The sequence below is a fragment of the Trichocoleus desertorum AS-A10 genome (genome assembly GCF_039962155.1).
Taxonomy (GTDB): Bacteria; Cyanobacteriota; Cyanobacteriia; order FACHB-46; family FACHB-46; genus Trichocoleus.
The window spans coordinates 1-23605 of the sequence record NZ_JAMPKN010000037.1; the positions used below are offsets into that span (position 1 = coordinate 1).

Annotated in this window: 21 protein-coding genes and 26 tRNA genes; 34 read left to right on the plus strand and 13 right to left on the minus strand. The window is 45.4% G+C overall.

Annotated elements, in window-relative coordinates:
* Nucleotides 1–46: 46 nt before the first annotated feature.
* Nucleotides 47–463 carry a hypothetical protein gene (locus tag NDA01_RS25385; RefSeq protein WP_348230174.1) on the minus strand — a complete coding sequence of 139 codons (417 nt, stop codon included), beginning with the start codon at nt 461–463 and terminating at the stop codon, nt 47–49.
* Nucleotides 382–732 (minus strand): transposase family protein, encoded by a 351-nt coding sequence (locus NDA01_RS31995; RefSeq protein ID WP_431193520.1) that lies wholly within the window; start codon nt 730–732, stop codon nt 382–384. The genes NDA01_RS25385 and NDA01_RS31995 overlap by 82 nt, the downstream gene beginning before the upstream one ends.
* A gap of 465 nt (nt 733–1197) precedes the next feature.
* Between NDA01_RS31995 and NDA01_RS25390 the strand changes: the two genes are divergently transcribed.
* Nucleotides 1198–2883, plus strand: a complete 1686-nt coding sequence (locus NDA01_RS25390; RefSeq protein WP_348230175.1) for a tyrosine-type recombinase/integrase — start codon at nt 1198–1200, stop codon at nt 2881–2883.
* 610 nt (nt 2884–3493) lie between these two features.
* On the opposite strand, the gene NDA01_RS25395 is transcribed toward NDA01_RS25390, so the two are convergent.
* Nucleotides 3494–3691 carry a hypothetical protein gene (locus NDA01_RS25395; protein ID WP_348230176.1) on the minus strand — a complete coding sequence of 66 codons (198 nt, stop codon included), beginning with the start codon at nt 3689–3691 and terminating at the stop codon, nt 3494–3496.
* 93 nt (nt 3692–3784) lie between these two features.
* Here NDA01_RS25395 and NDA01_RS25400 point away from each other — a divergent pair, with 93 nt between their 5' ends.
* Nucleotides 3785–5653 carry a DEAD/DEAH box helicase gene (locus NDA01_RS25400; protein ID WP_348230177.1) on the plus strand — a complete coding sequence of 623 codons (1869 nt, stop codon included), beginning with the start codon at nt 3785–3787 and terminating at the stop codon, nt 5651–5653.
* 421 nt (nt 5654–6074) lie between these two features.
* Here the strand turns inward: NDA01_RS25400 and NDA01_RS25405 are convergent, their stop codons facing one another.
* Nucleotides 6075–6650 carry a hypothetical protein gene (locus tag NDA01_RS25405; RefSeq protein ID WP_348230178.1) on the minus strand — a complete coding sequence of 192 codons (576 nt, stop codon included), beginning with the start codon at nt 6648–6650 and terminating at the stop codon, nt 6075–6077.
* A 183-nt stretch (nt 6651–6833) separates the two neighbouring features.
* On the minus strand, nt 6834–7229 hold the full coding sequence (locus NDA01_RS25410; RefSeq protein WP_348230179.1) for a hypothetical protein: 396 nt from the start codon (nt 7227–7229) through the stop codon (nt 6834–6836).
* A gap of 93 nt (nt 7230–7322) precedes the next feature.
* Between NDA01_RS25410 and NDA01_RS25415 the strand changes: the two genes are divergently transcribed.
* From NDA01_RS25415 to NDA01_RS25480, 14 genes are all read left to right on the plus strand, one after another.
* Nucleotides 7323–7538 carry a hypothetical protein gene (locus tag NDA01_RS25415; RefSeq protein ID WP_348230180.1) on the plus strand — a complete coding sequence of 72 codons (216 nt, stop codon included), beginning with the start codon at nt 7323–7325 and terminating at the stop codon, nt 7536–7538.
* A gap of 81 nt (nt 7539–7619) precedes the next feature.
* The gene (locus tag NDA01_RS25420) at nt 7620–8150 is read left to right on the plus strand and encodes an HNH endonuclease (protein ID WP_348230181.1); all 531 of its coding nucleotides are present in this window, start codon (nt 7620–7622) and stop codon (nt 8148–8150) included.
* Nucleotides 8151–8177: 27 nt separating this feature from the next.
* On the plus strand, nt 8178–8564 hold the full coding sequence (locus NDA01_RS25425; RefSeq protein WP_348230182.1) for an alr0857 family protein: 387 nt from the start codon (nt 8178–8180) through the stop codon (nt 8562–8564).
* A gap of 403 nt (nt 8565–8967) precedes the next feature.
* A tRNA-Asp gene (locus NDA01_RS25430) sits at nt 8968–9043 on the plus strand.
* 85 nt (nt 9044–9128) lie between these two features.
* Nucleotides 9129–9202, plus strand: a tRNA-Arg gene (locus NDA01_RS25435).
* Between the two features lie 9 nt (nt 9203–9211).
* A tRNA-Leu gene (locus NDA01_RS25440) sits at nt 9212–9294 on the plus strand.
* Between the two features lie 3 nt (nt 9295–9297).
* Nucleotides 9298–9397 (plus strand) — tRNA-Cys (locus NDA01_RS25445).
* A 5-nt stretch (nt 9398–9402) separates the two neighbouring features.
* Nucleotides 9403–9477 (plus strand) — tRNA-Ile (locus NDA01_RS25450).
* 2 nt (nt 9478–9479) lie between these two features.
* Nucleotides 9480–9550, plus strand: a tRNA-Trp gene (locus NDA01_RS25455).
* 25 nt (nt 9551–9575) lie between these two features.
* Nucleotides 9576–9644, plus strand: a tRNA-Met gene (locus tag NDA01_RS25460).
* A 114-nt stretch (nt 9645–9758) separates the two neighbouring features.
* Nucleotides 9759–9844: transfer RNA gene (locus tag NDA01_RS25465), tRNA-Tyr, on the plus strand.
* Nucleotides 9845–9941: 97 nt separating this feature from the next.
* Nucleotides 9942–10040, plus strand: a tRNA-Arg gene (locus NDA01_RS25470).
* A 5-nt stretch (nt 10041–10045) separates the two neighbouring features.
* A tRNA-Ser gene (locus NDA01_RS25475) sits at nt 10046–10127 on the plus strand.
* Nucleotides 10128–10230: 103 nt separating this feature from the next.
* Nucleotides 10231–10305: transfer RNA gene (locus NDA01_RS25480), tRNA-Asn, on the plus strand.
* Here the strand turns inward: NDA01_RS25480 and NDA01_RS25485 are convergent.
* Entirely contained in the window at nt 10291–10434 is a 144-nt protein-coding gene (locus tag NDA01_RS25485; RefSeq protein ID WP_348230183.1) for a hypothetical protein, read from the minus strand. The genes NDA01_RS25480 and NDA01_RS25485 overlap by 15 nt on opposite strands.
* On the opposite strand from NDA01_RS25485, the gene NDA01_RS25490 reads away from it, so the two are divergent.
* From NDA01_RS25490 to NDA01_RS25560, 15 genes are all read left to right on the plus strand, one after another.
* A tRNA-Gln gene (locus tag NDA01_RS25490) sits at nt 10435–10507 on the plus strand.
* Nucleotides 10508–10559: 52 nt separating this feature from the next.
* Nucleotides 10560–10636 (plus strand) — tRNA-Leu (locus tag NDA01_RS25495).
* A 5-nt stretch (nt 10637–10641) separates the two neighbouring features.
* Nucleotides 10642–10717: transfer RNA gene (locus NDA01_RS25500), tRNA-Pro, on the plus strand.
* A 3-nt stretch (nt 10718–10720) separates the two neighbouring features.
* Nucleotides 10721–10797: transfer RNA gene (locus tag NDA01_RS25505), tRNA-Leu, on the plus strand.
* Nucleotide 10798: 1 nt separating this feature from the next.
* Nucleotides 10799–10876 (plus strand) — tRNA-Ile (locus NDA01_RS25510).
* Nucleotides 10877–10891: 15 nt separating this feature from the next.
* A tRNA-Lys gene (locus NDA01_RS25515) sits at nt 10892–10966 on the plus strand.
* 9 nt (nt 10967–10975) lie between these two features.
* Nucleotides 10976–11050, plus strand: a tRNA-Lys gene (locus tag NDA01_RS25520).
* Nucleotides 11051–11056: 6 nt separating this feature from the next.
* Nucleotides 11057–11130 (plus strand) — tRNA-Leu (locus NDA01_RS25525).
* 2 nt (nt 11131–11132) lie between these two features.
* A tRNA-Met gene (locus NDA01_RS25530) sits at nt 11133–11210 on the plus strand.
* 2 nt (nt 11211–11212) lie between these two features.
* Nucleotides 11213–11287, plus strand: a tRNA-Thr gene (locus tag NDA01_RS25535).
* Between the two features lie 4 nt (nt 11288–11291).
* A tRNA-Gly gene (locus NDA01_RS25540) sits at nt 11292–11363 on the plus strand.
* Nucleotides 11364–11368: 5 nt separating this feature from the next.
* A tRNA-Val gene (locus NDA01_RS25545) sits at nt 11369–11443 on the plus strand.
* A gap of 5 nt (nt 11444–11448) precedes the next feature.
* Nucleotides 11449–11524, plus strand: a tRNA-Arg gene (locus NDA01_RS25550).
* 5 nt (nt 11525–11529) lie between these two features.
* Nucleotides 11530–11603 (plus strand) — tRNA-Ala (locus NDA01_RS25555).
* A gap of 2 nt (nt 11604–11605) precedes the next feature.
* Nucleotides 11606–11682 (plus strand) — tRNA-His (locus NDA01_RS25560).
* Nucleotides 11683–11757: 75 nt separating this feature from the next.
* On the opposite strand, the gene NDA01_RS25565 is transcribed toward NDA01_RS25560, so the two are convergent.
* From NDA01_RS25565 to NDA01_RS25580, 4 genes are all read right to left on the minus strand, one after another.
* Nucleotides 11758–13110, minus strand: coding sequence for a tetratricopeptide repeat protein (locus NDA01_RS25565; protein ID WP_348230184.1), 1353 nt, complete (start codon nt 13108–13110; stop codon nt 11758–11760).
* Between the two features lie 231 nt (nt 13111–13341).
* On the minus strand, nt 13342–13926 hold the full coding sequence (locus NDA01_RS25570) for a thermonuclease family protein (RefSeq protein ID WP_348230185.1): 585 nt from the start codon (nt 13924–13926) through the stop codon (nt 13342–13344).
* 9 nt (nt 13927–13935) lie between these two features.
* Nucleotides 13936–14640 carry a thermonuclease family protein gene (locus NDA01_RS25575; protein WP_348230186.1) on the minus strand — a complete coding sequence of 235 codons (705 nt, stop codon included), beginning with the start codon at nt 14638–14640 and terminating at the stop codon, nt 13936–13938.
* A gap of 119 nt (nt 14641–14759) precedes the next feature.
* Nucleotides 14760–17378, minus strand: a complete 2619-nt coding sequence (locus tag NDA01_RS25580; protein ID WP_348230187.1) for a tetratricopeptide repeat protein — start codon at nt 17376–17378, stop codon at nt 14760–14762.
* A gap of 920 nt (nt 17379–18298) precedes the next feature.
* On the opposite strand from NDA01_RS25580, the gene NDA01_RS25585 reads away from it, so the two are divergent.
* Together NDA01_RS25585 and NDA01_RS25590 are read left to right on the plus strand one after the other, a co-directional pair.
* Complete coding sequence (locus tag NDA01_RS25585; RefSeq protein ID WP_348230188.1) at nt 18299–18616, plus strand: hypothetical protein; 318 nt, start codon at nt 18299–18301, stop codon at nt 18614–18616.
* Between the two features lie 52 nt (nt 18617–18668).
* A complete protein-coding gene (locus NDA01_RS25590; RefSeq protein ID WP_348230189.1) occupies nt 18669–20300 on the plus strand; it encodes a ricin-type beta-trefoil lectin domain protein in 1632 nt (543 codons plus the stop codon).
* Between the two features lie 203 nt (nt 20301–20503).
* Here NDA01_RS25590 and NDA01_RS25595 read toward each other — a convergent pair whose 3' ends face one another.
* The 3 genes from NDA01_RS25595 to NDA01_RS25605 all read right to left on the minus strand — a co-directional run bounded on the left by NDA01_RS25595 (nt 20504) and on the right by NDA01_RS25605 (nt 22886).
* Nucleotides 20504–21073 (minus strand): transposase, encoded by a 570-nt coding sequence (locus NDA01_RS25595; protein ID WP_348230190.1) that lies wholly within the window; start codon nt 21071–21073, stop codon nt 20504–20506.
* Nucleotides 21074–21697: 624 nt separating this feature from the next.
* The gene (locus tag NDA01_RS25600; protein WP_348230191.1) at nt 21698–22192 is read right to left on the minus strand and encodes a hypothetical protein; all 495 of its coding nucleotides are present in this window, start codon (nt 22190–22192) and stop codon (nt 21698–21700) included.
* Nucleotides 22193–22319: 127 nt separating this feature from the next.
* Nucleotides 22320–22886, minus strand: a complete 567-nt coding sequence (locus tag NDA01_RS25605; protein ID WP_348230192.1) for a tyrosine-type recombinase/integrase — start codon at nt 22884–22886, stop codon at nt 22320–22322.
* Between the two features lie 224 nt (nt 22887–23110).
* Here NDA01_RS25605 and NDA01_RS32220 point away from each other — a divergent pair, with 224 nt between their 5' ends.
* Nucleotides 23111–23200, plus strand: a complete 90-nt coding sequence (locus NDA01_RS32220) for a hypothetical protein (RefSeq protein WP_488657386.1) — start codon at nt 23111–23113, stop codon at nt 23198–23200.
* Nucleotides 23201–23605 lie beyond the last annotated feature (405 nt).

Below are 23605 nucleotides of genomic sequence, written 5' to 3' on the forward strand. Positions count from 1 at the left end.
GGAGAATCTGACGTTATTACATCAGCACTGCCACGACCAAGTTCATTCAGGTGTGCATGACAAGCACCCAGTTGTTGAGGAGCCGTGTGAGGCGACAAGTCTCATGCACGGTTTTGCAGACCAGCGGAGTGGGTGACTGCTCCGCTGAGTTTAACTCAATGCCCTGTAGCCACTCGATCAAGGTTTTTACCTTACAGTCTGTCAGTAAGGCAATCGGTTGATGCGTTTCCAGATTAACCAAGATCGTGCCGTAATTGTGGCCTTTGCGGAAGGCAAAGTCATCGACACCCAATACCTTGGGGATTGTAAAGCCCGGCAGTGGCAGTCGCTGAAAATGCTCCAGCAGGGTAGTGCCGCAGATCGCGTAACTCAGGCAATCGCCTAATCGAGCACCTGCGACACCCCCAGCGCTAAGCCAATTGACTGTAACCGGTGTATCAATCGCACGGTCTTTCTTCTCCAAGGGGCGGCCACTTCAGGCAGTTGCTCTGTAAAGATGTGGCGGCGACACTCAGAGTTTGGGCAGAAAAACTTACACACTTGAAGAATCAGTCTAAACCTGAAATGGACGCAGGATAGGTCAGCTATCGTCCGCTCATAGTGGCTATGGATACGGTGAGTCAGACCACCGCCGAGCGGACAGGGGGCTATCGTTTGCGTAGAAGAAAGATTCAGCAAGAGGCAATCGCCTAACTCAATAGCGTAGCTTTCCTCCCTACTTCTCGGCTGCACCAAAAGCTCGGAAGAGCCCTATATCAGTGCCGTCTAATAATAAGCTTTCTGTCCTTACCAATAGTAGAGACAGTGATCGGCAATAGGAAGCTAGCGAAATTATCCATAAAAGTATCGGAACTCTAAAAGCAAACAGAAACTTTACTCTTACTAGGGTAGAAGCCGTAAACACCTAAAAATCTTCTGAAGAAAAGTTTTTGATTTGAAAACTAATCGCACAAAAAAACGTTGTTTTAATTTAGGTCTTTTCCATACTTGTTCACATTCTTAAGTTAAAAAATTTCTATATAATCTATATCCTACTCCCCTAGGATATGTAGGAATTTACATCTCTCTCGAAGAACGAGAAGCGTTATACAGCAAGGGTCCCATGCAACAAGATAAACTTTAAAGAATTCGTTTATAGTACACCTATGACCACGATAGGTGTACTATAATTAGTATATTTCATACCTTTAAATAGTTATGACTACCCAAAAGACCCTTGCAGATGTTCTTAACGCTTATGCTCAAGCAGTGTCATCTAAAGTGATGCAAAACTTAAGAACAACTCTTAATCTTTACGTATTGCCAGGATTTAACTCAAGAAAGCGAAAAAAAACGAACAAAGACTATTCTGAGGTAAGCTTACAGGAGTTCTTTATTAATGCTCAATCTTATTTTGAGTCTGCTTATAATCTTGCACTAAGCCAAGGAAAGAACGAGAACACTTTAAGAAATAATCGCAGTCACCTAAATCGATTTTTGAGTTGGATAGAAGCACAGCCCTTATACTTCAAAGATATAGCAATTCAGGAATTACCTAAACGAACTCCATCCCTAAGAGGACATCTTTCACTACAAAAATTCCATAAAGGCAGAAGACCAAGTAATTCTTATCCATATGCCTTACAAGAAGAAGAATTAACATTAAAGTTAAGTGAACAGATTAAGAGTCTGCATACGTATCTAACGTCACCTTACATGCCAACTCGTAAAACCGACGTAGCTATTAGAGAAAAAAGTTGGAAAAGCTATAGGGATAAAATTTTATGTTTCCTAGGATGGCTTCATCATGATACGACGGAAAAACCCATAAATCTGTGTTGTCCTCTAGATGGTTCTAAGAAAAAGCTAGAAGAGCTTGATATTACGCTTTTAGCAGAGAAAGAAATACTCAATGATTATCTGATGTGGCATTTCTCTGAACGTGGAAATGGTTGTCGTCAGGCCTTAATAGTGTGTATTACTGCAATCAACATTGCAAAATGGCACTATGGACGTAGCTCAAAACGAGCTAAGTTCACAGACTGTGAACAGGTATTAGATATTCGAGAAATACAAAGTATCTTAACAGCTAAATCTAAAACAGACCGCCGTACTACTTCGCAACAGGCTTTGAGTGAAAAACTACTTACTTTTGAACAATGCCAGGAAGTTGTACAGTACTCAAGGCTATCTTGCGCTGAAAAATCCAGTTGTGGGGAAAAACGTTCGCAGCGAGCGATTGTTGATGCTTGGCAAAACTATTTACTCATTGCCATTCTAACTTTCACGCCTGTGAGACAAAGGGAAATTAGAGAGCTTGAACTAACAAAAAGCTTAAAGCGGGAAGAAAATGGATGGTGGGTCACATTAACTGCTGATGGTCATAAAACAGGTAGTAAAACAGGAAAAAGTAGGGCTTACCCTCTATTTTCTGGTCCTCGAAAAGAACAGCTTACTCATGACTTAGACACTTACGTCACTAAATGGCGGCAGCTTGAGAAGTTAAACCACAATTACTTATTTTTCTTAAGAGGTAGTAGTCATAGCCCTACTTCTAGGGGGTTACCAATACCTGATTCAGGCTATCTGAGTCACACAATTCCAAGGCATGTCTTTAGAGCTACTTGTTTGATATATGGTAGGGAGAATGGGAAAGCTCCTAGCCCTCACGACTTTAGACGCATCTTTTGTAATTGGCTTTACACCTACGGCACTTTAGAAGAACACGAATTGTATGCGGAATTAATGGGGCATAGTGTGGAAGAGGCTCGACGTACCTATGCAATGGTTGACAGTAGAGCTAAAACTGAACGAATAGATGATGCTTTTATGGTAGTAGCGGAAAGAGCTAAGCGCATTCAAGAAGCAAAGTTACAAAACAGCCAATTTAAGAAGAACCAATAGTGTTCTAGACCTGTGGAAGTGAGGGAGAGTAGTCCTGCGTCTATCCACAAATGCTCCTATAGTTCTAGAATCCCTTCTATATCCTGCTTGCCCTGGATCGGATGTCGTCAAACATAGAAATCGACCGAGGGCAAGCGGGCACTGCTGCAGGCACCTCACCCACCAATACTAAATTGGCCACTAGCACTAATTGGGAGCGAGTTCATTTTGAAAAAATGTTGTCATTTCATTGGTGATAAATGGCTAAAAGCCCTCTGTGGTAGGGTTTTAGAAGTTAAAATGGTAAGTCTGGTTTGATCAAGAGAAGGCGATCGCTCTCGTGAAGTGAAGACGGAAAGGAGTGATCACGGTTTGGCAACAAATTGAGAAAGAAGTTAGCCTATCACCATTAACTTTCCAAGGATTAATAGGGGATGGCAAGACAGTTCTGGAAGGGTATCTGGAAAGTCCTTAATACAGATATTCAATTGCTCTCGACCGAAACTGTAGCTAGTAGCTCTGAAACCGCATAGGTATATAGTATATAGACCAAAAAGTTATATATAAATCCTTGGCTAAACGGCTGAAAAACCGCTTTATCCTAGGTTTTTTGGATGCTAAGTATTAATACTCAGCTAGAGTTTTGGCGAACCAAACCTTCAGTAAAAGTGCCAACCTGATGGGTTAGGTTCGACACGTTTTCGGTTAAGTCGCTGAGCCCCTGGGTCAATCGTTGGTCTAGCGCTTCAATGCGAGCGTCGATCACTTCAATGTTTCGCGCGACTGAATTTACCTTGCTTTCAAGCCTAGATGGGGGTTCCTGGGTCATTGCGATGCCTAAATTTCTCTCTTCGCTATAGTTGGTGCCAATGTGCTGGGTAAATTAAGCCTATTCCACCAGCTTTTGTAACTTCTAAATCTTATGGCAACTCTAATTCCTGCTTTGAATAGCTGCTTATCTCGGATGACGGCTGGGGAAAAGCGGCTAGCTGCAAGATTGGAGACGAAGTTGGAAGATGATTACCTGCTTTGGTATGACGTGCCGATTGGTCCCAAGCAGTTGCACCCAGACTTCATTGTTCTACATCCCAGCCGAGGGCTCTTCATCTTGGAGGTCAAGGACTGGAAGTTAGACCACATTCAGCGAGCGACTCCTACTTCAATCGAGTTGGTCACTCCGAATGGTATCAAAGAGGTCAGGAATCCCCTGGCTCAAGCTAGAGGCTATGCTCTTGCTGTGAACCAACTCCTAGAGCGAGATCCCCTGCTGGTGCAGTCAGGATGCTACCAGGGCAAGCTACTGTTCCCTTATGGCTATGGCGTTGTCCTCACTAACATTACTCGTAAGGCTTTTGAACAAACTGATTTAGGTGAAGTTCTAAAACCACATCTCGTCATTTTCAAAGATGAAATGACTGAGAAGGTTGATCCTGAAACCTTTCAGAAACAGCTCTGGGATTTGTCTGCCTACCAATTCGGTTCCACACTCACGCGATCGCAGATTGATCGAATTCGCTGGCATCTCTTTACCGATATCCGAATCTCGGTTGCACCATCAACTGATGGGGAAGAAAACGTTATAGAAAAGCCCCAGCCGGAGCTGTTGATCCCAGACCTAATCAAAATCATGGACCTGCAACAGGAGCAGTTTGCCCGTAGCCTAAGAGATGGGCATCGGGTGATTCACGGGGTTGCAGGGTCTGGGAAGACTTTAATTTTGGCCTACCGTTGTCAGCATCTAGCTCAAGGAACCACTGAGCCTCTTCTCGTGCTCTGCTTTAATGTCTCTCTAGCTGCTCGACTGCGACAGATGATTCAAGCCAAGGGTCTCAGCGATCGCGTCCAGGTGCGCCACTTCCACGGCTGGTGCATGGATCAACTCAAAGCTTACAAACTGCCCACACCGGATTCCCGCCAATACCAAGGGGATGAATATGTAACGCAACTGGTGCAGCGAGTGATTCAAGCTGTAGACCAGAACGCTATTCCAGGGGGCCGCTATGGAGCCGTCATGATTGATGAAGGGCATGACTTCCAACCAGAGTGGCTCAAGCTGGTTGTGCAAATGGTGGACCCAGAAACTGACTCTCTCCTTGTACTCTATGACGACGCTCAAAACCTCTATGGCGAGGAAGGTAAGCAGAAGTCCAGCTTCAAGAGCGTGGGGATTAAAGCCCAAGGACGGACTACAATCCTCAAGCTCAACTATCGCAACACAAGTGAAGTGCTGACGCTAGCCTACGAGTTTGACAAGGAAGTGATGGCTCCAACAGAAGCCTCAGAAGAGGATGCTCCTGTCTTAGTGGAACCTCAGAGTGCAGGCCGTCATGAACCGATGCCAGAGTTGATTCGATTGCCCAGCTTCAAGCATGAGGTGGACTATCTTACAGAGCGAGTGCAACAGTTCTATGAACGCGGCACGCCTTGGAATGAGATGGCGATCGTTTACCGTTCTAAGTTTATGGGTGAGCGCCTCTATCAACAGTTGCAGCAGGCACAGGTGCCCGTAGAGTGGGTGAATGCCACAAGTGCCAGCCGCCACTTCAACCTAGCGGAGCCCAGCATCAAACTCATCACGATGCACTCTAGTAAGGGGCTAGAGTTCCCAGTCGTCTTCATCCCAGGTGTGGGTTACTTGCCCAATCAGTACAGCACGGTTCAAGAAGAAACCAGACTGTTCTATGTGGCGATGACACGAGCTATCGACCAGTTGGTGCTGACGTGCGATCGCGACTCAGAGTTTGTCAGCAAGGTTGAGTTGGCTTTGACAAAAGTGCCGCAAGGAAGGTAATAGAGCGAGGGATAAGCAAGCTTAGTGTAGCTTGAAACCTTTTCTGAGTAAGGGTTTGCATGTGGTTTGTAGATGTTCAGACTGCTATATATATTATTTAATAGCAGTCTGAACATCTACAAACCACCCTCTATTCCTCTCCACACAAGCATTTCAGACTCTCAACCTATAAAAAAGTTCATGGTAAGTATTTTGCGCCGAGCCGTTATAACTTTGTCGATTTCCCTCCTCTAATTTCGACGCTCCGAGGAAGCAGTTCTTCAGTGGTTGTTAATCTAAGACAACCCTCTAATTTCCATCCTAATTATAATTAGGTGAACAGTAATGGAAAAAAGGGGTTCCAGCTCATCGTCTTTTTTGCTCTTACGTCGTCTCAACCCCGAACTGTCATGCTGTAGTTTCCGCGAATTAAATACAATCGTTATAAGATTGCCCAAAGTGTTGCAATCACGCAAAGAGCCATTGAAGCGACCATTGCGGATTTATATATAGGACTTGTTCGTTTCAATCTTCCTTTCGCTAACCCCCCAGCCCATTCTTTAGGATATGGCGAGTGGGAGCCGTAATAACTGTCCTCAAACAGATGTAACAGACTTTGAATACGCTCTACAGCCTCTGCATTTGAGACTGAAGCAGCAGATCTACTTGTAATTTTTAAGATGGAAAGAAACACAGGAATACTAACCATCACTGTAGCAAGCAACTTAACAAAAACAGCATATGGTACAGGTGTTGACCTTTGAGATAAAGCGACAACACCAGCAAACGCTGCTAATAGAAGGCTAGTTGACCACTCAAAAAGCTTTTGCTCTGTTTCTTCACGCCGTTGGATCTCATCAATTTGGCGATCGAGTAAGTTGAGTAAAATTGTAACTTTGTCGCTATCTGAGAAGTCCACCTTCGAGCAGTCCTCTTTAATTCTTGGATGAAGCATCGAGTCATCTATAGAATTATGCCCATTATTTTTACTTTTGGTAATAGAGCGGGGGATGAGCAATCTTGGTGTAGCTTGAAACCCCTTCTGAGTATGGATTTATAAGTGGTCGGTGGATGTTCACGATGCTATATATATTTAATAGGACTGTGAACATCCGCCGACCACCCTCTATTCCGCTCCACACAAGCATTTTAGACACTCAATCCATCAAAATGTTTACGATAAACATTTTGAGCTAAGTCGTTACAACTTTGTCGATGCCTCACGTTCAAATTCGATGCTTAGAGCAACAAATTCACCAGTAACTGTTAGCCCCAACCACATGGGTTGCTGCGGTTGGATTAGTTGACCTGTGATCGCGCACTGTTCTTCCCGCTGGGCGATCGCCTGGAAAGTGGCTCGAATATTTGACTGAAACAAAAGTGGAGCCTGAGAGGGCGATCGCTCTAATTCAATAGAATGCGATCGCGGCTCAGCAGGTACTGTTTGTTGTTCCACAAACTGCCAAAGTATTTCCCGAATGAGTGTTTGATACCCTTGCTCACCGGAAAGCTCTCGTAATCGTTCCTTGAGTTCAGCTTCCAGTCGGATACTCGTCACTTGCATTTCCGAAGTGGAACTTTGTTTGCGTGTATCCATACCGAACTACCTAATTTCAAAAAGTGGACAAGATAATACTACAAGTGTAGTATATAGCTATCCAGATTTGTAATACAAGTAATACAGCCTTCCATGATTTACAGTCTTCTCGCCACCTTATCCAGCGCCCTTGTTCTCCCCCATCGAGGTTGGGGCAGAGCATTGGTGCTGTTTGGGTGTGAGGAGACGTATCGATTTAGTGGTGGTCAATCCGCCAACGAAGGCATTGATGGGATAGTTGCCGGACAACTCAATCCGGATCAATTTACTAGCAGCGGGAGGTGCAGGGTTAGCCTGACACCGACATAGGGAAACAGCGCATCAGCTTCCTTTACTTACCCCCGCTCCTGGTCAACAGCAGTGGGGGTTCTTTTTTGAGAGGTGAACTTTATGCAAGCAACAGAGCAAAGTCAGAAGATTCCAATACTACACAACCAGGTCGTAGTCTTCTCCAAAAACTACCTCCCCTTGGCACGCATCAACATTAAGCGAGCGATCGTGCTTCTAGTCACGGGACAGGCAGAATCACTAGAGTTCAGCAGTATCCAGACTTGGGAAGTGCGTTCTCCCAGTGTTGTACTACAAGTGCCTGAGCACATTCGTTTGACGAGTGGCAATCCAGAGCGGCAGTGGAAAGCACCTCCCGTAAACCGTCGCGAAGTCTTCCGCCGCGATCAGCATGCTTGCCAATACTGCGGCAGCACCAAGCGTCTCACCCTGGATCACGTCATTCCTCGTTCCAAGGGTGGTACTCACGCCTGGGACAACGTCGTGGCTGCGTGCGAGAAGTGCAATTCAGCTAAGGGCGATCGCCTACTACACGAAACCGGAATGGCGCTGAGAAGTAAGCCCAAAGCACCGATTCACCCTGCGATCGCTTTTGCAGAACAGTTCTGGAAAGAACAACCCACTGACACCTGACCTGAAGACAAAAAGGAGGTAAGGCCAATGTTGAAGCTTAACTACACCGAAGGCGGACTCTACATGGAGCGGGTGATGACCTCTCCAGAAGTGGCGATCGCCCAGCGGGTTGTTCTCGCTATGCGCTTAGAGCAATGCCTCCAGGTCGAGCCTGGTCATGCCTCTTTTCTCTTACCTGCTGATGTTCCTGAACTAGAGCAGTTGGAGCTGTCACTGCGGCAGGAATGTCGTGCAAGAGTCACAGTCATGCCTGTAGATGACGAGTTTGTAGAAGTCAGTCTGAGTGGAAGCTGGATTGCTGAGAGCAAAGAATCTCATGAAGGGATGTTCCTTACAATGCTGAGCGATCGCGTTGAACTCCTCATCTACAAGCTGTGGCAGATGAGTGAGTCCCACATCTCTTCCCTGGCCTAGCAACTACAACTCAATCCGAGAGGGCAGTCTAGCCATCCTTTCCACCATTGCCCTCTCACCTCTCAAAAAAAGTTGTAGTATCCCCTTGACATTTTGTAGTACATTGTATTATGTTTGTAGTATGAGATGAGACACAGAGGAGCGAATCCAATGACTGCTCACTCCCTTCAAATTAAAGGTCTTCTCTCGAAGAGATGCAGAACACTGGAAAACTCATTTCCCACGTACTTCTGCATCTCTTCGAGACGAGCACTTCAATCAGGGAAGTCAATCTAATCCTTCAAGTAAACAAACTCAAGCACTCCGTCATCTAGAGCAGATCTACCATCTAGAACGGCGTTGCTTCCTCTAACTCCTGCTGCAATCAGCAATCCTGCACCTTGACAACTGAATCGCCACCTTTGGGAATGTAGCTTAGTCCGGCTCAAAGCAGTCGCCTGTCCAGCGAAAGATCGTCGGTTCAAATCCGTCCATTCCCGCCTTGTAGCATCGTGGGCAAATAGATAAGTCGCTGTGCCTCTCAAGCACGGAGAAGCGGGTGCAGCTCCCGTCGATGCTTCCAATGAGGATGTAGCTCAGCCGGATAGAGCGCCTGTCTTCGAAACAGGAAGCCACAGGTTCAATTCCTGTCATCCTCGCTCTCTCTTGGGGACGCGATTGGCATCACCTGCTCCGAAACCAACAAATGGACGGTTGCAGGATTGGGGTTCAACTCCCCTCGTCTCCACCACATCTCCAGGTCGCCAAGTGGGAAGGCGTTGGTCTGCAAAACCAACTATCCGTGGGTTTCTCCAAAGGAGACGCTTCGCGAACGATTCCCACCCTGGAGTCCACCTATTGCAGTGTCACCTAACGGTAAGGTACTCAGCTCATAACTGAGGATATGCGGGTTCGACTCCCGCCGCTGCGACCAATGCACAGATGGTGTAACGGCAACATCCCGGTCTCCAAAACCGTTGTTCTAGGTTCGAATCCTAGTCTGTGCGTTGTCGTGCCCAAATCGAAAAAGCTTACATACTCGCCAAATGGTAAGGCAACTGTCTCATAAACAGTGAACTACAGGTTCAAATCCTGTGTGTGAATCAACAGCTTTTTCAACTTGCACGGCATCAATGGTGCAGAAGCGAAGTGGTCGAGCGGCACGTCTTTCAAGCGTGTGACTAGCGGGTTCGAGTCTCGTCTGCACTGCCACATGGGTAGGTATGCAAATGGCTGAAGCAGACTGACTGTAAATCAGTTGTCCTTGACCGCTGGGGGTTCAAGTCCCTCTCTACCCACCAGTCAACTTGTGGAGAGTAAACCGATCAGGCGATCGGCGCTGTTTGCTAAACAGATGGATGAACAATTGTGGTTCGACTCCACTGCTCTCCGCCTCGTAAGAACGTGGTGTAACTGGATAACACATCGGTCTACGAAACCGTTCGCGTAGCGCGGCATAGCCGTAGAGTGAGAGTTCGATTCTCTCCGTTCTTGCCACTCATGGAGGATACCGCTAAGTGGTCGGCAACTGGTCTTGAAAACCAGGGTAGTTCTTGACTAGGGGTTCGATTCCTCTATCCTCCGCCTCAATGGGAAGTTGGTGAAGCTGGTACTCACGTGCCGCTGAAGACGGCGAGAAGGCAGTTCAATCCTGTCACTTCCCATCCCTATATCAGGGAACTTGTATTGCCCCATAGCTCAATGGCTGAGCAGCCCGCTGTTAACGGGAAGGTTGTAGGTTCGAGTCCTACTGGGGCAGCCATTCATTGCCGAGTGGACGACCTGGAAAGTTGCTGTGACTCTGAATCACGGAGATGCTGGTACCCTTCGGGAAGCAAGCTACAACTCCAGCCTCGGCATCCCATCGCGATCGCTCGTGGTCGCTACTCATTGCCCTGTGGTGTAACTGGCAACATCTCGCTCTTTGAAAGCGAAGTCTCTAGGTTCGAATCCTAGCGGGGCAGTTGGGAGGTAAACAGTCGCTTGGGTCAATCCTCTGTACTCCTCCAATTCCTTGCTGCTGTAGCCCAACTGGAAGAGGTGCTGGTCTTAGAAACCAGAGGTTGTGGGTTCAAATCCCACCAGCAGTACCAACAATCGGGATGTAATTCAGCGGTCAGAAGCCTTGGTTTGGGGCCAAGGAGTCGTGGGTTCAAATCCTACCATCCCGACCATTTGCTCCCGTGACGGAACTGGAATACGTGCTAGGTCGAGAGCCTAGATTGTGCAGGTTCAAATCCTGTCGGGAGTACCAAGCACCGAAGGCGGAAGTGGTGGACGCGCACGCCCGATAAGCGTGCTATTAGCAGGTTCGACTCCTGCTCGGTGTACCAATTTCAAGCCAATCTGGGTCGTTGGCAGAGCGGATATGCAGCCGCCTTTTAAGCGGAGCGATCCAGGTTCAACCCCTGGGCGACCCACCAACTCACCCTGGGCGTTTGGCAGAACGGTAATGCACCTGACTCTTAATCAGGCTGACGTAGGTTCAACTCCTACAGCGCCCACCAAAAGATGCCTCTGTGATGCAATCGGTAGACATCGCTTGCTTAAACCAAGTGTGTTGCAGGTTCGATTCCTGTCAGAGGGACTCGCGGAGATGGAGCTATGGTGCGCTCTGGGGTCTCATAAGCCTTCACGTACCGGGTTCAAATCCCGGCTCCGCTACCAACGCTAGTGTGGCTCAACGGCAGAGCAGTCGCCTTGTAAGCGAAAGGTTGCAGGTTCAACTCCTGTCACTAGCTCCAGAATGCGAATGTGGTGCAGTGGCTAGCATCCCTGGCTTCCAACCAGGAGACACGAGTTCGAGTCTCGTCTTTCGCTCTCGTAGTCCTGTAGCTCAACGGTGGAGCATCTGTCCTACAAACAGAGGGCTGTAGGTTCGAATCCTATCAGGACTACCAACAATGGGAGTGTCGCCTAACGGATAAGGCAACTGTCTTCTAAACAGTTTCATGCAGGTTCGACTCCTGCCATTCCTGCCAAACTTGGGACCATAGCTCAATTGGCTAGAGCGTCCGCCTTGCAAGCGGAAGGTTAGGGGTTCGATTCCCCTTGGCTCCACTGTGACTGAACCCGAAGAGGTGGAGGGGCTGGTTTGTGACACCAGTGGTAGCGAGTTCGACTCTCGTCAGTCACCCCACATTAAAGCGGCGATCGCTAAACCTTATCAAGACGTTAAAGCAATTCCGGCTAGGGATTAAGAGATTTTCATAGCTTAGAAAAGCTGCTTTTTCCACCAAGGAGTATTTTTTATCAACTCACGAAGCTTCTGAATTTTCTGTTGAAGTTCTCGCACTTCGTTAAGCATTCCTGCTTTGTAAAAGAGGCTAATTGCTTTTTGAAAGTCTGCAAGAGCTTCTTCGGTTTCTCCTTTTTCTATTCGTATATAACCCCTCTTTACATAAGCATTAGCGTAATCAGGATTAAGCTGAATAGCCTGATTATAGTCATTAATAGCTCCTCTCTTATCCCGTAGACCAAACCGAGCACAACCACGATTGCAATAAGCATCTGCTCGGCTAGGTTCTAGTTTAATAAGTACAGTAAAATCTGCAACTGACCCTTTGTAATCTTGAATAGCAGTACGTGCAAGACCACGATTAAGGTAAGACTCGATATTTTGAGGCTCTATCTGAATTACCTTTGTAAAGTTCTCTATTGCTTTTTCGTAATTCTCTAATGCGGTATAAGCATTACCTCGTTGTAAATATGCAGCAATCTCATTAGGTTTAGCTTTAATGACTTCATTGAAATCACTAATGGCACCTTGATAATCCTTTAAATCGAAAAAGAGACAACCTCTGATATAAAAAGCTTCTATAAAGCCTGGTTTCAGATTAAGAACTTGAGTGTAGTCTGAAATTGCTTCTTCATAGTTCTGAGTTTCAAGATGAATTCTACCTCGTCTAAAGTAGGTGTCAACATCTTTAGGCTCCAGTCTAATAGCTTGAGAGTAATCCTCTATCGCATCTTGATATTTCTTCTGGACAGCTAGAATATGCGCCCGATTACGATAAGCATGGCTATGATTTGGGTCAAGTTGAATAATTTTGCTAAAGTCTTCTACCGCGCTGTTGTGATTTCCTTGATCAGAATAAAGACATCCTCTTAAAAGATAAGCATTTAAAAATTTTGGGTTCGCTACAATGGCTTGTGTGAAATCTTCAATTGCTTCCTCAATCTGACCATTCTGGAGCTTGCTAGTACCTCGCGCAAGAAGCTCTTCAGCACTTTTGAAGATATCCAGTGCTCCTTCAATTTTTCCTGCAATCCCCTTTGCAGCTCTGTCCACTATATAGCCTGCAATGGTTCCAGTATATCCAATTGCGGAACCTATCCCTTTTACTGTACCCTTAACTACAGTTTCACCTTTTCTTCCTACTAAGACTCCACCAGCTAGAAACAGAGGAATTGCTATCGGGCCAGTCAAACCTACTGCTCCTGCTACTGCCAAGCTTCCTGCCGCTCCTAGTAACGAACCTACTGCATTTTGCCGTGTTGACTCACTGAATACCAATTCCTGAGCGAGATCAAAAGAAAGATCTTGAGAGAAATCTTTAATTCCCATTTGATTAGCTGCCGTAAAGGTGGTGGTAGCAGTACGTGATTGAGAAATTTACGTAGTACGTTTTATTTATATAAAACTATACTCTCTGAAGTAAGTAAGCCCAATATCTAAGAAAGTGTTTGTAGTGAGTTAAGTAGTGATGGATTCTTATCTCCGTCCCCCATGCTAATGACAGTAGCCGTTTAGTTTGTTTGGGCTAGAAGTGGGGAGGGGGAGATGAGGGCGATCGCCTCAAGGCTTAACGGCTGGGTCAACTGCCCAAACACCTCGCTGGTTTTGCTTCGCTTCATTAACACCCTGTTGCACTACGTCCCAATTGGGACAGTGATCAGCAAACTTTTCATAGGGGTAAGCCCAGCCAGCCGCAACCATTTCGTACTGAACAAACTTCTCCTCGTTAGAACGCCGAGTTGGAACATTCACCTCAGCCACTTTTCTCCCCTGGCGATCGGTGTCAGCAATGGTCAGAATGACGTGGTTATCAGCCTGGGCAAGAAGCGATCGCAGGTGATCTCGACTTCTCGCTCCCAGAGGTTGATCTAGTTGTGGTGCATTAACGCAAGCCAAACGAATTGTTTCAACTCGGCCCTGCTGTTGCACCTGGAAAGTATTGCCATCATCAACACTTCCTGGCACCACATTCCAGTGCTCACTTGGCATCTCACCAGGGCTTTTGGTCAAGGCTGGTTTTTTCCAATCGGCGCTGGGATTGTCATAGTCAGGTCGAGAAGGTTGCGATCGCTGCCACTGTTGATAAATAGGAACAATGACAACGGCGATCGCGAGGAGGGGGAGCCAAGCAACAAGGTGCTTCATGTTAGGGAATTAGCTCTCACAGCCCACCCCATCTTTGTCTCCATCAAATCGATGCGGGTCAGGTGCTATCACTGTAAACCGTCTCTCTGAAATATTTCCACAATCTAAATCGGGTGGTCCGGGTGGGATGCACACACCTGGATAAGCTGGGGAACAGCTAGAGGTTCGAGCAGCAGGTTGTGGAGTAGTAGGCCAATTAATTACGGGGACTGGGTTAGAGGTGCCTCGCTTACCTGCTCTAAAATCCCACGGCATGATTGGATTAGCTTGGCTCCAGAAGGCTAGCTTTCGTTGCTTGGCCTTTGCCTCTGCTTGGAGATAGCGATCCTTGGTAGTAGCACAATCGCTTAAGTACTGCCGATAAACTACGGCTCTCCCCTCGTGCACCATCTGCAGATCCACCGACTGCCCGTTTTTGAATACCTCGGCTACAGTGCGACGGTAAGGGTCTATCCCTACAACTCTTAACTGCACACTCTGATTTTTCGGTAGGAATTGGCTGAGACGTGTTGCTGCTTCCTTCCCTCCAGCTTGGTTAGCCTCCGGCGCGTCTATGCAGGCGAGCCTCACAGTGACAGGCTTTCCGTTCACCTGAACGCGCAGTGTGTCCCCATCTCCTGTGCTAATGACAGTGCCAGCTTGATTTGTTTGGGCCAGAAGTGGGGCGGGGGAGAAGATGGCGATCGCCGCTGCCAATGCCAAAAATCGATTCATGCTTTTACCGGGAGGAGGCAGGTTTAGAGTTCCCGATTAAGGCGGAAGATTTTAATGAGCAAGTTGTTCAGGAAGTTTGGGGAAAATTCTAATTGGAGGAAGAAATTACTGGTTAGGTCTTAAGGTTTGGAAGATTTCAATTGATTCAACTGCCGCTTCATACTTTTCGCCTCATCTAGCAATGGAAGTTGAAGCTCTGTACAAATTTTCTCTGCTCTATCAACGTAATCCTGCGAGATCTCCATCGATAGTGTGTTTGTTATAAAATTTGTCTGTACTATTTCGAGGAGTACAATAGCCTCACTCACAAGATTCTTTGCCTTTTCAAAGGCTTGTAGACTTTCTATCAAGTATGGTATGCAACGATCTAGATACTTCATAGATTTATAAGTTAAAGCTAGTTGATAAAAACATTTTGCTTTTGTAATTAAATCGTCATCGCTTGCACGATAAATATCAAGGGCTTTAATCAAGCAGCTAGCAGAAGTTTCATTATCTCTTAGTCCACGATAGGAAACACCCAAATTGAAAAGGGCTTTAGCTTCAGTTGTTTTATTGTTAATGCTACGTGCTACCGTTAAACAGTCTTGAGAAAGAGCTATAGCTTCTTGATAATAATTTTGTGAACTATGTGCTTCAGCCGCTTCATTGTAAGCTTCCGCCAAAATTATTAGAGCAAAATTTCTACTTTTTGGGTTGTCGGTTTTATTGGCAAAAGCTAAGTAATCTTTGCTGTACTTAATTGCAAGATCATATTCCTTAACTTTTGTATAAACATCTCCTAAATTTCCTAATGCAACTGCCTCTCCTTGCTTATAGTTGCTTTGACGTGCACATTTCAAGGCACGATTGAAGAAGTCAATTGCTAAATGAAAGCGTCCTAGACATATGTAGGCAAGACCAGTTTGGGATAAAGCTCTATACTCAATTTTATAATTGCTTACTCCTTTCTCAATAATTGAAATGGCTTGTTTGAGATAAACGATTGCTTTTTCATACTGACCCATTGACTGATAGTTCAATCCAATATATGAAAGAGCATTGGCTTCTCTTTCAGAGTCTTCAATTAAGCGAGTTATCTTCAAGCATTGCTCTAAGTATTCATTAGCAAGCTGCCTTTGGCTCAATGTCTCAAGGTTTACACCTAGACAGCAGAGTATATCAGAATAAAGTTTAGGACAGTTGATAAACTGTTCCTCTTGCCAATTTGGCGGTAATAATTCATCACACAAATCAGTAATTAAATCAAAGTGTCCACGTAAACGTAAAAAAGGGAATACTTCTAAGACTACTTTTGCTGCTTCATCCCAATCTTTTGCTTGGCAAGCATGGTGGTGTGCTCTTATTAAAGGTTTTACATCATTGAACTCCCTCCAATTATCGATAGACTTGGCAATGAGACGGAAGTACTCATATGCTTGGCGATGGGCGATAGTTTTAGAATCAGAAGTTAGTAAACTCGAAGCCTTTTCTTGAACTAGAGGGTGCATTTGATATGCTCCTTTATTGGCATCAAAATCTAGTAATTGTCTCCGTTTTAATGCTTCAATAACATCTTCTTTTACATCTCGCTCGCTCATTTGAGGTAACTGAGCTATAATTCCACTTGGTTGTAAGCTATATTCGGTTGTTTCATATACTGAAATTCGGCTTAGGCATTGTAATTCTTCAGTACTTAATCTTTCGATGATTTGTTCTAAGAGCTCATCTAAAGTATTCACTAATAGCCATTTTCTATCCTCTAAAAATGTAGCGACTACACCTCGAAACTCACTGCTTAAAATTAAGGCTGAAACAACTTCTAAAGCTTTTGGATGTCCATCATATTTATAAACCAACTTTTCCAAATCATCAGGTGAAGCAACTAGACTAAAAGATCTCATGAGTTGAACTGCTGACTTGTGATCCAGCCCTCCTAATTTACATTCCATTCCTGGTATTAATGTTAAAGCCTCTCGACTCGTGAAAATTACTTTGCTTTTATGCTCTAAACTCGATATCTGTTCAAATAGCCAAGCATACTCAGCGCACTCCTCTAAAAAAAAGCCAACTCGGTTTGCTTGTTTGGTCTTTAAAACAGTTTCTGTATTATCAAGAACTAACAAGCACTTCTTCTTTTTTAAAATATCTATAAGGCGTTCTGTTTTTTGCCGATAATCATCCAAAATTGTAATTAGAGGATGAATTTCTCCTTCGGAGAGTTCTTGAAGTAAGGAATCCATAACACTATCAAAGCGGGGCAACTTACCCGTAATCGAACGTAGAGACTGCCAAGAAGTTGCTTCAAAGGGAGCATTCTCACTGTGTAATTGTCGAACTAGTTGATTAGCGAGAGTTGTTTTACCAACCCCAGCTAATCCCACAACACAAACAGCGGTTATGGTTATAGCTTTGATTTCACTGTTAAGAACAGATGTTTTTAATTTTTCAAGTTCTTCTAATCGTGAATCTTTAACCCAATTCTTGATCGCTGGCAAATTTCTTGGCAGCGAAAATGATTGGTTCTGTACCAGAGTCGGTTCGGCAACTTCTTCCCAATTCACTCCTATAGCTTGACAAAATCCGATGAAAGCGTCTCTACTAATGGGTTTTCCTCCCCAAAATCTTTTGATAGTGGCCTGAGAAGAGTTAGCAGCTTCCCACCACGCTGAGGTGCCGCTTTTAGTCCATCCCTTCTTCTGCCTAGCCCGGTCAATAATCTCTAGCCCTTCTTTAGAGGTTCTCAGGGTATCTGCCATCTTTTACCTAGTACTTACTATCTCCGTTATATCCTGACTCACGCTGGCCTTCATTCAGTAGAGTTGCTGAGCCAGAAAGTGAGCCTTGAGATGAGCTAGAGTGAGCCACCACGATTACTCAAGTGAGGGATGCTGAAGCTATAGAAGAGGAACACAACCTCTCCGAAAACCTTAAAAGTACAGAAAAATGTCTTCAACATTTGCTAAATCTCAGATTCAAGCCAAACTGACTTACATCGCGAATCCTATAACTAGGGAGCTGGCTGAGGTCACTTGTGATCTTTCCCAAGAGCAAAAGACAAAACTAAACCTTTTCTCCCATCTTGCACCAAGGCTTGAAAGATGGGAGAAAAGGGCGTGAAACCAATAGATTGCAAGAACAATGGACATTCTTGCCCACGCCCAAGAGCTAATCTACTACTTGCTTGAGCTAATGCCGAGCCCTTACCAGCGTCAAAGCCTGCAAGCTTTGTTAGAGCTGTTTCTCAGAGCCCAAGGTACCCCTTGCTAGAACACAGTCAGATGAAATCTCCCAGCGCGCTCATGTCGCTTAACACGCAAATTATCGAACGGCAAGCGGATAGTTTCCACAAGCAGGCAGCAGTAGCTTGTTCCAAGTCCTCCTAGGATCTGAAAATAGTTGTCGTTTCTTTCACCTCGCGGTCTACTTCTCTATTTGGCCTCGATCTGCTCCCTAGTTGAGTAGAAATTGCATACATAAAAGGGCCTATTTACCCTCTATTTGACAATTAATCAAGGAGATCATGTCTCTCAAGCCTAATCTATTGAGGGAATTTTTGGAATTGCTACTTAGGGCAAAGCAAACGATATTGAGCCTTTTTCATTAAAAAGTTTCTGTGGCACAACCATTAAATGCTGTCTTCGTACCATCAATTTGTAGTTGTTGGAGTAATGAATTTATGTCTACTAAATCTATGAAACAACATAGATTACACGTTCTTCCCTTACTTCCGATCATCAGCGTACTTCTCTACCACACAATCCTTGCATCCCCAGCAAGTGCTGGCGGTTCCGATTCCCCTCGTTCTACCCAGATAACAGAGGATGCCCAACTTGATAAGATGCTAAATGCTAAAAACGAGCTTAAAGAGCAGTTTCAAACTTTTGATTGGAGGCATTGGAGTCAGCCTTACTCCAAAGGTGACAATCTTTGTCGAGAGCACGACGGCAATATAGTTTGTCTGACCTTGGAAGCCCTAAAAAAGCTGCGCTGGTAGATCCGTTTTCTAAGATCTCAGAATTTTGGCTATTTATTGAGGTATTTGTACCATGATTGTACGATTCAAACTTCCTTTAGATTTGATTACAGTGGTTGGTTTTCTATTCGTTGAGTTGTCTATTGGAGCTTCTACAAATAAAGCCCAAGCAACTGAGACATTCTCTATCGATGGGAAAGCATTAAACACCAATGATCTCTTTCGGAAAATTGATGGACAGCCCCGAATTTCCATTTGGGAGCACAATGCCAGTGATCAGGAGCAGCAATTTGAGCAACTTTCTGGCAGTCGTGGAGGCATACTTCTAAAGCACCACTCTACAGGCAAATGTTTAAACGCACACTACCTAACTAATGGCTCAGAAATTAATATCTGGCCTTGCGACGCTGATGACCACGATCAGAATTGGACTTTAGATGATGTTGGTAGTGGTCGGTTCTTGATCATGAAAACTGGGACAAATCTTTGTGTTGATACTCCCACTCGGGACAACGGAGGTAACGTTCATTTATGGGATTGTAATAAGAGTAATCCTAACCAAAAATGGTTGAGTAGTGCTTACGTTTCTCCTATTGAAAGCAATATAATTATCCAGCCAAGGACAACTAACTTAAGTTATTATCGGGGGCAGCAATGGATTACCTCCAACAACTATAAGTTCATATTTCAGGCTGATGGAAATTTAGTGTTGTACAATCCCCAAGGAACTCCAATTTGGGCAACTGGGACAGATAAAACAACTGCTGATTTATTAAATGTGCAAGCAGATGGAAATGTCGTGCTTTACGATCAGGGAAGACCCATTTGGGCAACTGACACATCAGGTCACCCTGGTGCTTTTCTAGCCATTCAAGCAGATGGAAATATTGTCGTATATGCCTCAAATAACATACCGTTATTTGCTACTGGTACTGATGGAGGAAGGGTTAGAACGTTTACCGCATCAGCAGATTGGCTAAACAAACTCAAGCTCAGCTATCGCTCTGATATTGAATCAATTCTCCGAGACTTCTTTAGTAATTTTAGTAATACCAATAATGAAAACTGGAGTCAAAAGAGCCTCACTGATATTTGGGATCGTGTCGGAGGTGAAAGTGCACAGTTTATCAACGGAAATTATTCTGGAGATGATAAATGGAAAGCTAAGATGCCAACTGATGCCTATGGCGTTTATCAAGATCTAGCAAATACCATTTTTAGTAGTTCTGTTCCAGCAGTTAATACAGGCTATGCTTATGACTACGGATATTATTCAGACTCTGCTGCTTATGGCGCACATTCAGGTTTAGATATCCAAGGGACTTCGGGCACTGTAATTCGCTCTGCTGTTAAAGGAAAAGTTGTCAAAACGGTCGATGATGGTGGCAATGGCTGGTGGATAGCAGTTGATGAATTAGATGGTGATAATCAAAAGGCAGGTCGCCGTTGGTGGTATGGACATCTGCAAAGCCCAGCCATAAGTGTCGGCAACGTTATCACTGCTGGGCAAATAATTTCTCGGACTAATGGACTTAATCATTTGCACCTCACGGTAGTTGATACGTATAGTGATTCTGTCCAATATGCTGAAGTCAGCAATGGTAAGAGGAAAGGTAGTTACAGTGCCGATGTTCAAGATGTGCTAAATCGTACTATGAGTCCTTTACAGGCTTACTGGAACTCAAGAAACGGTATCAAACAATAAATGGCTCAATAACCTGTTGCGTTTCGCTTGGTTCATACGTAGCACGCCGATACAGGCAACAGACGAATAGGGTGACTCCTAAGAAACACACTCTTGGGGAATCGGTTGAGCAATGAGATCAAAGACAAGTGCTTGTGCCTTCTTCTTGAGATTCTTGATGACCCGTTCTTGATGTTGATGCTCGTATGCATTTATTCCAGGATCTACATAGGTGCTACCTGAGGTCCAAAAATGATAGAAGATACGAGCCAACTTGTGGGCTGTCGCTGTAAAATTGCCTTGGGATCACCTAGACGGGCTTGCAGGCGACGGTAAAAAGCACCCAAGGCTGAATGAGAACGAACCAAAGTCTGGGCTGCCATCCGGAGAGCTGTAGGCACCCGGTTCGCCACCTGACGAGTTTTAGAACTTTTAGACTTACCACCCGTGATGCGGCTCCCTGGGCACAGACCTAACCAAGAGACAAAATGCTTTGAGGTCGGGAAGCGAGAGGGGTCTAGCCCCAACTCCGACAGCAACGTCAGCACCGTGAGCACGCCAACTCCATTGATCTGTGTAAAGTCCACCCCACTGATGCGGTATAAGTGGGTGCGCAAATCGAAGTCAGGTGCATCGCCTGGTTGCTTCTTGCCCTGTCTCTTAGCCGGAGGAAGTGGAGTGGTGGAGACATCAACTCGGTCAGCGAACTGACTTAGACATTGCTCGATTTGAACATCACAAGCTGCAATCTGCCCTTGAAAGACTTCGTAGAGGTGCAACTCTTGTTGCAGCACAAAGATGAGTTCTGGACGATAGTGGGGTATGGCAACGATTCGTGTAAAAATGAGCCATTTACCCTGAATTCCTTATAGGAGAGGGGACTCAGGGTTTGAGACAACTTAACTTGTCGCCGTAGGAAGGATTGGCGCTTCAAAGTTAATCGTTGGCGGACAGCGATCAAGATTGAGATCATACACACCAAAGCGATTCGCATAGGGGTTGAGTCGACATAAAGGCAAAAAGGTGCCAGATGACCTAGAAGCTTTGCCTAGACTAAGTTTGAGAAAAGCAGTAATCGGTTGACCTCAAAGCAGCACTATTGCCGGGGAAGCAACTACTCAAACAGTTTTAGGAAGTTTCAGCGATCGAGTACTACAGCAGAATCATGGTTTCAGACCATCACTTTTGAGTTATTTATGCCAATTCTAGGCCAACGAAATTTGATGGCATTGTTTTACGTGTATCTGAGCACCACTCCTGAAAGACTTATAAAACAGGAATTCTAGACGAACCGTAACTTTCTGTTCAAATGCGCCCGCTGGTCCTAAGTGCTGCTGAAGTAGCCTTTGCCTTACCAATTCACATGGACGGAGCATAGATACAGAGGGCCTTCTAGCCCATCTGGCACCTTTTTGCCTTTATGTCGACTCAACCTCAAGTTGATTTGTTGGAGAATACAACAGAAACACTTCATCATTGATGAATTGGCCACTGGCGAGTCGGCCACTGACGTAACATTCTCCTCCTACCTCAAGATCTGACGGTTCCCATGAGGGTGCTGGAGAATACTCTCCCATATTCGGCGGTGCATCTATGCTGGAACACTCTTCAAAATCCTGAGCGAGTAATTGCTTCTCCCAAATAAACTGATAGATATTGGATGCGTTTCCATTAAAGCGGCAGTAGTAGGAATAACCGTAATCTGCATCTTGACCATTAGTTACACACTGGAGGTTGGATACTTTCCCAACCAGATTGGGATATTGAGTGTAGAACCCCAGATAAGTTGGGATGGCACTACGGGTATTCAGCAGACGGGGAACAGCAAATCTAAGGAGTGAGAAATAAGCAATGAAACAATAGGGAACAACGATGGCACAAACAATGAGGAATCGAAGCACTTGTTTTTCCATTGAAGCTCCTTACGCAGTCTCTTTGTGAGCAATAACACTAAAGCAACCAACAACACAACACTTAAGCTTACGATTGCTCCAAGTATCCGTGTAACTGGCTGATGACGACACTCTGAGCGATCGCATCCTAGAACCTCAAAGCCGCGAGCGCCCCCTCCAGTTGCGGTTCTGACACCTCTAGATACCGTTGAAGTGCTTGCAAGCTGCGATGGCCAGATATCTCTTGAATCACTCGCAGTGGTATCCCAGCACTGCTCATCTGAGTTAAAGCCGTTCGCCTGAAGCTATGAGTGCTAACTCCCACCAGCCCCAGGCGATCGCACGTCTCTCTAAGAATCTCATCGGCTGACTTCGGGTTAATGTGCCCCCGCCCATGCCGTCCGGGGAAGAGATACTGCTTGCCCACTCCACTTCGATACGTCTCCAGGTATCCCTTTAGAACTGAATTGACTGGAATTTGCCGCGTCTCTTGCTTCCCCTTCGTGTTGGCCTTACGCAAGGTAATCTTCATTCTGACCCCTGCTGCATCGTAAGCATCTGTAGTGAGCATCGAACAAGCTTCACTGATGCGGCATCCCGTGTAGAGGCAGACGCCGAAGAGAGCACGATCGCGATCGCCCTCCAACGCTGTAAACAACTTAACAATTTCGTCAGACGTTAAAACCTTAGCTTGGCCGTGGCTGTCTACCTTCATCCCATCAACCTCATCCGTTACCCGAAGAAATATCAGTTAACCCCAGCTTATCGATCGCTTCCTCCTCAAAATGGCTGAAACCCTGATTCTGTCGTTGACTGATAAGTTTTACTTAATTCGTTAGCACTGTTAGCGTCGTTTACACCTTGACCCAGAAATATTTGGCTAAGCTTGAGGTATCTACGCCAGCAGCGCTTTTAGGGTAGCCAGAAATACCGAAGCAGATGATTGGAGCGAGAGTGCCTGAGTTATGGGCGAGCAAACTTAAGGCTTTGTCGAAAACCACAGGGCTGAGCCAAACGGAGTTAATCTAGCAAGCCATCGGACAGCACCTGGGTGAGGATGTCACGGCTCTTGGCGATCGCCTCTCAACCATTGAAACTAAGGTCACAGCAATCAAGCAACGGTTAGTTAGCTTTGCACAACTTTTTGCTGGAAAGGCTTACTTAGGTAAGGCCAATCTTGCATAACTTGCTTCGCTGCGGGCTTCAGGGCGATCGCCTGACCTGAATCAAGGCAGAATTTTCTAAACTGAGCCTTGAGGAGTTGGAGGACCTACGACGGCTGTTCGAAGAAGATCCAGCGGCCCGATACATTTACGAAGCGATCGCTCTCCTGAGGTCACAGTTCTGAGGGGTAATCGCTTTTTTATTCTTGTATAACTGTCAATTCGCAGGGCTACCACAGCAAAAAATCTTTAAAGGCGCTACGCGCCAAAA